The sequence below is a fragment of the Pseudomonas sp. MWU318 genome (genome assembly GCF_016756945.1).
Taxonomy (GTDB): domain Bacteria; phylum Pseudomonadota; class Gammaproteobacteria; order Pseudomonadales; family Pseudomonadaceae; genus Aquipseudomonas; species Aquipseudomonas putida_A.
This window is the reverse complement of sequence record NZ_JAESJL010000010.1, coordinates 44,101-51,699: the sequence shown is the minus strand read 5'-3', so window position 1 is coordinate 51,699 and position 7,599 is coordinate 44,101. Positions and strand designations below refer to the sequence as shown.

Below are 7,599 nucleotides of genomic sequence, written 5' to 3'. Positions count from 1 at the left end.
GTATGGTTGTTCTATCAAGACCCGGCCGCCGGCCGGGTTCATCCCTGAACGGACTTGTGGTTATTTATGGAAAAGTCGAAGTTGCGCAAAGTCGGTATGGGGTTGGCGTTGGCGGCGGTGGCCGGGTTGGTGCTGTACACGGTGCAGGCACCGGCCGAAGCGCCGAAATACCAGACCGCCCCGGTCGAACGCTCGGATATCGAAAACACTGTGCTCGCCACCGGTTTGCTGGAGGGCGTCAAGCAGGTGGACGTCGGTGCCCAGGTGTCGGGGCAGTTGAAGTCGCTCAAGGTCAAGGTGGGCGACAAGGTGAAGAAGGGCCAGTGGCTGGCCGAGATCGATCCGCTGGTGCTGCAGAACACCCTGCGTCAGGCGCAGGTCGATGAGGAAAACCTGCAGGCGCAAAAGCGCGCCACGCAGGCCCAGCTCAAACAGACCAAAGCGATCTACGAGCGCTATCAGAACCTGCAGGAAGACGCGTCGATCTCGCGTCAGGATTTCGAGACCGCGCAATCGGACTACGAGGTGCAGCAGGCCAATCTGCTGTCGCTGGACGCGCAGATCAAAAGTGCGCACATCCAGATCGATACCGCCAAGGTCAATCTCGCGTACACGCGGATCGTCGCGCCGATCGACGGCGACGTGGTCGGCATCGTCACCCAGGAAGGCCAGACCGTGATTGCTAACCAGTTGGCGCCGATCCTGCTGAAACTGGCGGATCTGGACACCATGACCATCAAGGCCCAAGTGTCGGAAGCCGACGTGATTCATATCGCGCCGGGGCAGCAGGTGTATTTCACCATCCTCGGCGAGGACAAACGCTATTACGGCAAGCTGCGTGGCACGGAGCCGGCGCCGCAAAACTTCCTCGAAACGCCGCCGGCCGGCACCCCGAAGCAAAACACCGCGGTGTTCTACAACGCGCTGTTCGAGGTGCCCAATCCCGACCATCGCTTGCGTATCTCGATGACCGCGCAAGTGCGCATCGTCCTCGATACCGCGCAATCGGTGCTGACCGTGCCGGTGGCCGCGCTTGGGCCACGCAACGCCGATGGCAGCTTTCCGGTGCGGGTGCTCGATGCCAAGGGCCAGGCGCAGTCGCGCAACGTGCAGACCGGGATCAACAACAACGTCAAAGTGCAGATCAATCAGGGCCTCAGCGAAGGCGAGCGGGTGGTGATCGGTGATCCGTTGCCCGCCGTGGCGGGGGCTTGAGCATGACGCAAGCGTTGCTGCAACTGACTGGCATCAACCGCAGTTTCACCGCCGGCGACCGCGAGTTTCTCGCGCTGAAGGACATCAACCTGACGATCAATGCCGGAGAAATGGTGGCGATCATCGGCGCCTCCGGTTCCGGCAAGTCAACCCTGATGAACATCCTCGGCTGTCTCGATTACGCCACCGCCGGCAGCTACAAGATCAATGGCCAGGAAACCCGCGACCTCGATGATCAGGCGCTGGCTGAGCTGCGCCGCGATTACTTCGGCTTCATCTTCCAGCGCTATCACTTGCTGCCGCACCTGAGCGCGATGCACAACGTCGAGATGCCGGCAATCTACGCTGGTATTCCCGCGCCGCAACGCCACGCCCGCGCCCGCGAGTTGTTGGCGCGACTGGGTCTCGATGGGCACCTGACCCACCGGCCGAGCCAGCTCTCCGGCGGTCAGCAGCAACGGGTGAGTATCGCCCGGGCCTTGATGAATGGCGGGGAAGTGATCCTCGCCGACGAACCCACCGGCGCCCTCGACACCGCCAGCGGCAAAGAGGTGATGCGCATCCTGCTGGAGCTGCACGCGGCTGGGCACACGGTGATTCTGGTGACCCACGACCCGAAAGTCGCGGCCAATGCCGAGCGCATCATCGAAGTCAGCGACGGCGAAATCCTCAGCGACCGGCGCAACCAGCGCGACACCGGGCAACTGCCGGGCGAAGACGTGCCACCAAAACCCCCGGCGACCCGCCGCCTGGTCGCCAGCCTCGGGCTGTTCAAGGAGGCCTTCAACATGGCCTGGGTGGCGCTGATTTCGCACCGCATGCGCACCTTGTTGACCATGCTCGGAATCGTCATCGGCATCACCTCGGTGGTGTCGATTTCGGCGATCGGCGAGGGCGCGAAAAATTACGTGCTCAAGGACATTTCGGCGATTGGCAGCAACACCATCGATATCTATTCCGGCAGCAGTTTCGGCGACAAGCGCGCGGCCTCGATCGAGACGCTGGTGCCGGCCGACGTCACCGCGCTGAATCAACTGTATTACGTCGACAGCGCCACCCCGGTGGTCGGCCGCAGCATGCTTTTGCGTTACCGCAACATCGACCTCGATGCGCAGATCAACGGTGTCAGTGATCAGTATTTCCAGGTTCGCGGAATCAAACTGGAGGCGGGCATCACCTTCAGCGAAACCGACGCCCGGCGTCAGGCGCAGGTGGTGGTGATCGACTACAACACCCGGCATCGGTTGTTCGCCGAGGGCGTCGATCCGCTGGGCCAGGTGATCCTGATCGGCAACCTGCCATGCACGGTGATCGGCGTGGCGGCCGAGAACAAAAACCTGTTTGCCTCTGGAAAGACCCTCAACGTCTGGGTGCCCTACGAAACCGCCGCCGGCCGTATTCTGGGCCAACGCTTCCTCGACAGCATCAGCGTGCGCATCAAGGATGGTCAGTCGAGCAAAGTCGTGGAGAATCACGTCACTCAACTGATGCTGCAACGCCACGGCATCAAGGATTTCTACACCAATAACCTCGACAGCGTGATGCAGACCGTGCAGAAAACCAGCCGTTCGCTGGCCTTGCTGCTGTCGCTGATCGCGGTGATTTCGCTGGTGGTCGGCGGCATCGGCGTGATGAACATCATGCTGGTGTCGGTCACCGAGCGTACCCGCGAGATCGGCATTCGCATGGCGGTCGGCGCACGGCAGTCGGACATCCGTCAGCAGTTTCTGGTGGAGGCGGTGATGGTCTGCCTGCTCGGCGGGGCCATCGGCATTTCCCTGTCGTATGCCATCGGCCACCTGTTTTCGCTGTTCATCAAGGAATGGGAGATGGTGTTCTCCATGGCCTCGGTGCTGACGGCGGTGATCTGCTCGACGCTGATCGGCATAGTCTTCGGCTTCGTCCCCGCGCGCAATGCATCGCGCCTCGATCCGATCGAGGCGCTGGCGCGGGACTGATTGCCGAAGCTGATTGGCCGGGCTCGTGCCTGAACTGCAAAAATCGAAAGGGATGGGTCATGAACCCGTCCCTGTTTTTCGCTTTCCAACTGTGGGAACTGGCTTGCCAGCGATGACGGCCCACAAGCCGACCAACCTTGCAACTGAATGCACTCGTTCCAACTGTGGGAGCGAGCCTGCTCGCGAAAGCGGTCTGCCAGACGACATCAAAACTACAGGAGCAATCCCGGTTCTCCACACACACCATAAACGCACCCCTGCAACCACGTTTAAAGTACACGAACCGTTACGCCATAACGGCTACAACGCCTTGCGCCGTTACCTACGCGTACGCCAGAATCCGCCGGCTTACACGGCTATGGGCCGGGCTATATCGTTTCCCTGTCACTGAAAATCAGTGATCGGGTTTGGTAGCCCGTTTCATTACAGTCGTGCGCCACATTACAGGTCCGTTATTGGGGCTCTGCTTTTATGGTGGCCATGCGTGGGGCTCCTTCGGGAGCGCCGGGTTTACTGTTTTGACCGGTCTACCAACCCACAAATGGCCGCCACCCTTCGTTTGGTAGCGAGAGTGATGGCTCCTCATTTATTTAAAACAGTGAGTCACTTATGTTCAAAGCCACACCCAACCCCCCAGATGTCGACCCGATCCCATACGACCCGGCCCTCGACCCGCAGAAGATAAAAGCGGCAACCGACCGCGCCATCAACTTCTACCTCAACCCCGGCGCACTGAAGATCTCGCTCCCTTCAACCTCGTCATGCAAGGCGAACAGAATCTTCCTCATCGACCCCACCGTGGACGAAGAAACATTGCTGGTCGAGGCCTGCGAATCCTTAGCGGCCGCCAGCGACATGGCGCGCGATATCGGCGACGTCGTCGACAACCCACAGCGCCGGGCGATGCTGATGCTGCATCAGGTGATCATGCTCAGTGAACTGATGGTCAACCGGGTGCTGGACGGCCGCCGCATCCCGAACTAATCACGCGGCCCCCTGTAGGAGCTGCCGCAGGCTGCGATCTTTTGATTTTGCTTCTAAAAACAAGATCAAAAGATCGCAGCCTGCGGCAGCTCCTACAGGTCATCATTCTTTCAAAGTGCCTCGATCGGAGTTCCCGCTGATGCCCGAAACCCCACCCAATCCGCCGGCCGCAGACTCGGTATCACCCTACGAATCCCTCAACTCGAGAAAACTCCACGAAGCCGCCGAACGCGCCCTCGATCACTACCTCGCGCCCGCGCACATCATGGCGACGCCTTACACCCCCAGCAGCATGTTCCTGGTCAACCCGCAAACCGACACCGAATCCCTGCTGGCCAACGCCTGCGAATCCCTGGCCTCGGCTACCGTCATGCTTGGTGATTTCGCCGGAACGCTGGTAGGGCCGGGTCGCAATACGGTGTTGGGCATTGCGCAAGTGGTGATGCTGGGGGAGTTGGCGGTGAATCAAGCGCTGGATAGAGTTGTGCCGAAGGATTAGGCCCCCAATGAAAAAAAACCGCCGCCCGGGGAGGGCGGCAGTTTTTTGTTCAGCTACGGACTCAGGCTGCGCTGGTGGCGTGGCTGGTGTCCTCCGGCGAATACATCCAGCGCATCAACGAATGCCGGCCGCTGATCCCCAGTTTGATCGCGGCGCGTTTGAGGTAGCTTTCCACCGTGTTGACCTTCAACTGCAATTGCTCGGCCAGTTCCGGCGCGGTGCGCCCGGCGAGCAGGCCAATGCACACTTCGGTTTCGCGATTGGACAGGCTCAGGCCCAGTTGCTGTAAACGCTCGTTGAAGCGCAGCCGCAGGTTTTCCAGGCCCTGTTGTGCGCCGTCAGCGCCGGGCGACGGGTCTTCTGTGTTGGCCTGCTGGGGTTGCAGGGCGTGAATGTGTTTTTCCAGCATCGGCAACAGCACCGGAGAAATGTCCTGCAACAAACTCTGCTCCTGAGCCGAGAATCGCTGCGACTGGTCGTTGCGATACACCGAAATCACGTAGCGGTAGCCGTCCTTGCGCCGGGTCAGGTGCAGCTGCGAGGCATCGGCGCTGGCCGAGGCTGGCGGGTCCATCGGCTCGCTCGAGCGTGCGGCAATCTGTTCGCAGAATACCGTTTCAGCCTGCTGGGCCGAGTCTTTGCCGGGTTCCGGTAGGTTGCGATGGGCGGGGCGGCCCACCGGCTCGACGCGCATCTGGCGAATGTGTGTGGCGTCCACCGCCAGTTGTGTCTGGATCAGGTCATGCAGCATCCGCGGAAAGTGCCGGCTGCCGGTGCTTGCGATGACTTTACCGATGTGGGGAAACAGGTGTGAATTCATAAACATCATCCATGAGTTGCAGGTGAAACAGTCCCATTCCTGACCTGCGTCGCGCATGTTCCCTGGTCGGCGCAATGTCAGGATGTGGATCCTATCCTAGTACAACGTTTGAAAGACGGTTTAATGAAGGTGTTATTAGCTCATAACCCCTCGCCATCGACTGCAACCAAGTTTGCGCGTCACTCGATTGTCCGCTTCAAGTTGACAGTGAAACACTTTTCAACCGATTTATCGGTTCCGGTCGTGTCAGTAATCTGTGCCCATGTTCAACGCAACGCCAACTACCTCAACCAAGAAAAGGGATTCAAACATGAGCACTGCAACCTACAACCGCCTGAACAAAGACGACGCCGTAGTTCTGCTGGTCGACCACCAGACCGGTCTGATTTCTCTGGTTCAGGACTTCTCGCCGAACGAGTTCAAGAACAACGTCCTGGCGCTGGCCGACCTGGCGAAATTCTTCAACCTGCCGACCATCCTCACCACCAGTTTCGAACAAGGCCCCAACGGCCCGCTGGTCCCGGAACTGAAAGAAATGTTCCCGGACGCGCCGTACATCGCCCGCCCAGGCCAGATCAACGCGTGGGACAACGAAGACTTCGTCAAGGCGATCAAGGCCACCGGCCGCAAGCAGATCATCATCGCCGGTGTCGTGACCGACGTCTGCGTAGCGTTCCCGACCCTGTCGGCACTGGCCGAAGGCTTTGACGTATTCGTCGTCACCGACGCCTCCGGCACCTTCAACACCACCGTCCAGCAAGCCGCCTGGAGCCGCATGACCCAGGCCGGCGCACAAATGATGAACTGGTTCTCGGTCGCCTGTGAGCTGCACCGCGACTGGCGCAACGACATCGAAGGGCTGGGCAATCTGCTGTCGCAGCGGATTCCGAACTACCGGAACTTGATGAACAGTTACTCGGCATTGACCGCGCAGCAGAAGTGACTGCAGAGTTGTGAACGTGAAAGCCTGCCCTGAAAAGCAGGCTTTCTTTGTTTGCGCCGCTGCATCAGCGTTACTACCCGGCGCGATGAACCGAGCGTTGGCTTCTGCGGTTTTTTGATCAGACTCAGTTGGGTATTCCCTGACGTTTACGGCTAATCTGCGCACTCGCTGACGACAACAAGATAAAAACAGGAGTCACTGATGCAACCGATCCGTCTCGGTCTGGTGGGCTACGGCAAGATTGCCCAGGATCAACATGTTCCGGCGATCAACGCCAATCCCGGATTTCGTCTGGTGGCGGTCGCCACGCAAGGTGCACCCTGTGCCGGGGTGGAGAACTTTCACTCGTTGAGCGAGTTGCTGGAGAACGGCCCCGAGGTGGATGCGATTGCGTTTTGTACGCCGCCGCAAGGTCGGTTCGCACTGGTGCAGCAGGCGCTGGCCGCCGGCAAACATGTGTTGGTGGAAAAACCGCCGTGTGCGACGCTGGGTGAGGCGCTGGCCCTGGTCAGTCAAGCGCAGCAACAGGGTGTCAGTGCGTTGTTCGCCTGGCATTCGCGCTACGCCCCCGGTATCGAAGCCGCCCGCGACTGGCTCGCCAGCCGCACGTTGCAAAGCGTGCAGATCGACTGGAAAGAAGACGTGCGCAAGTGGCATCCCGGGCAGACGTGGATCTGGCAACCCGGTGGTCTGGGCGTTTTCGATCCGGGCATCAATGCCTTGTCGATTGTCACCTATTTGCTGACGCAGCCACTGTTTGTGAAGTCCGCCGAACTGCGCGTACCGGACAACTGCCAGTCGCCGATTGCCGCGTCGATCAAGATGTCCGATGCGCACAGGCTCGACGTGCAGGCGGAGTTCGATTTCGACCACGGTCACGACGAACTCTGGAGCATCGAGATTCGCTGCGCCGAAGGGGTGCTGCGTCTGGACAACGGCGGGGCGCTGCTGAGCATCGACGGCGTGCGCCAGGCGGTATCGGAAGAGGGCGAGTACAGCGCGGTGTATCGACACTTCCGGCAACTGATTGGCGATCGGGCCAGCGATGTGGACCTGCAGCCACTGCGGCTGGTGGCTGACAGTTTCTTTGTCGGCAGCCGGGTGGCAGTCGAGCCGTTTTATGACCCGGCCCGCTGATCAGTTGAAGCGCCCCTCACCTCGATGACTGTCGAGAAAGGTT

Annotated in this window: 7 protein-coding genes; 6 read left to right on the top strand and 1 reads right to left on the bottom strand. The window is 60.2% G+C overall.

Annotated elements, in window-relative coordinates:
• Window positions 1-66: 66 nt before the first annotated feature.
• The 4 genes from macA to JN524_RS22075 all read left to right on the top strand — a co-directional run bounded on the left by macA (window position 67) and on the right by JN524_RS22075 (window position 4,656).
• Complete coding sequence (gene macA, locus JN524_RS22090) at window positions 67-1,215, top strand: macrolide transporter subunit MacA (RefSeq protein ID WP_098968301.1); 1,149 nt, start codon at window positions 67-69, stop codon at window positions 1,213-1,215.
• A gap of 2 nt (window positions 1,216-1,217) precedes the next feature.
• Window positions 1,218-3,173 (top strand): MacB family efflux pump subunit, encoded by a 1,956-nt coding sequence (locus JN524_RS22085; RefSeq protein ID WP_202370700.1) that lies wholly within the window; start codon window positions 1,218-1,220, stop codon window positions 3,171-3,173.
• A gap of 609 nt (window positions 3,174-3,782) precedes the next feature.
• Window positions 3,783-4,157 carry a DUF6124 family protein gene (locus JN524_RS22080; RefSeq protein WP_202370699.1) on the top strand — a complete coding sequence of 125 codons (375 nt, stop codon included), beginning with the start codon at window positions 3,783-3,785 and terminating at the stop codon, window positions 4,155-4,157.
• A 139-nt stretch (window positions 4,158-4,296) separates the two neighbouring features.
• Entirely contained in the window at window positions 4,297-4,656 is a 360-nt protein-coding gene (locus JN524_RS22075; RefSeq protein WP_202370698.1) for a DUF6124 family protein, read from the top strand.
• Between the two features lie 61 nt (window positions 4,657-4,717).
• On the opposite strand, the gene JN524_RS22070 is transcribed toward JN524_RS22075, so the two are convergent.
• Window positions 4,718-5,476 carry a helix-turn-helix transcriptional regulator gene (locus JN524_RS22070; RefSeq protein ID WP_202370697.1) on the bottom strand — a complete coding sequence of 253 codons (759 nt, stop codon included), beginning with the start codon at window positions 5,474-5,476 and terminating at the stop codon, window positions 4,718-4,720.
• Window positions 5,477-5,786: 310 nt separating this feature from the next.
• On the opposite strand from JN524_RS22070, the gene ycaC reads away from it, so the two are divergent.
• Window positions 5,787-6,419, top strand: coding sequence for an isochorismate family cysteine hydrolase YcaC (gene ycaC / locus JN524_RS22065; RefSeq protein ID WP_007966399.1), 633 nt, complete (start codon window positions 5,787-5,789; stop codon window positions 6,417-6,419).
• Between the two features lie 201 nt (window positions 6,420-6,620).
• The gene (locus JN524_RS22060) at window positions 6,621-7,556 is read left to right on the top strand and encodes a Gfo/Idh/MocA family protein (protein WP_202370696.1); all 936 of its coding nucleotides are present in this window, start codon (window positions 6,621-6,623) and stop codon (window positions 7,554-7,556) included.
• Window positions 7,557-7,599 lie beyond the last annotated feature (43 nt).

Coding starts and splice junctions, on each gene's coding strand:
- macA (WP_098968301.1), top strand. CDS start 67: ATGGAAAAGTCGAAGTTGCGCAAAGTCGGTATGGGGTTGGCGTTGGCG.
- JN524_RS22085 (WP_202370700.1), top strand. CDS start 1,218: ATGACGCAAGCGTTGCTGCAACTGACTGGCATCAACCGCAGTTTCACC.
- JN524_RS22080 (WP_202370699.1), top strand. CDS start 3,783: ATGTTCAAAGCCACACCCAACCCCCCAGATGTCGACCCGATCCCATAC.
- JN524_RS22075 (WP_202370698.1), top strand. CDS start 4,297: ATGCCCGAAACCCCACCCAATCCGCCGGCCGCAGACTCGGTATCACCC.
- JN524_RS22070 (WP_202370697.1), bottom strand. CDS start 5,476: ATGAATTCACACCTGTTTCCCCACATCGGTAAAGTCATCGCAAGCACC.
- ycaC (WP_007966399.1), top strand. CDS start 5,787: ATGAGCACTGCAACCTACAACCGCCTGAACAAAGACGACGCCGTAGTT.
- JN524_RS22060 (WP_202370696.1), top strand. CDS start 6,621: ATGCAACCGATCCGTCTCGGTCTGGTGGGCTACGGCAAGATTGCCCAG.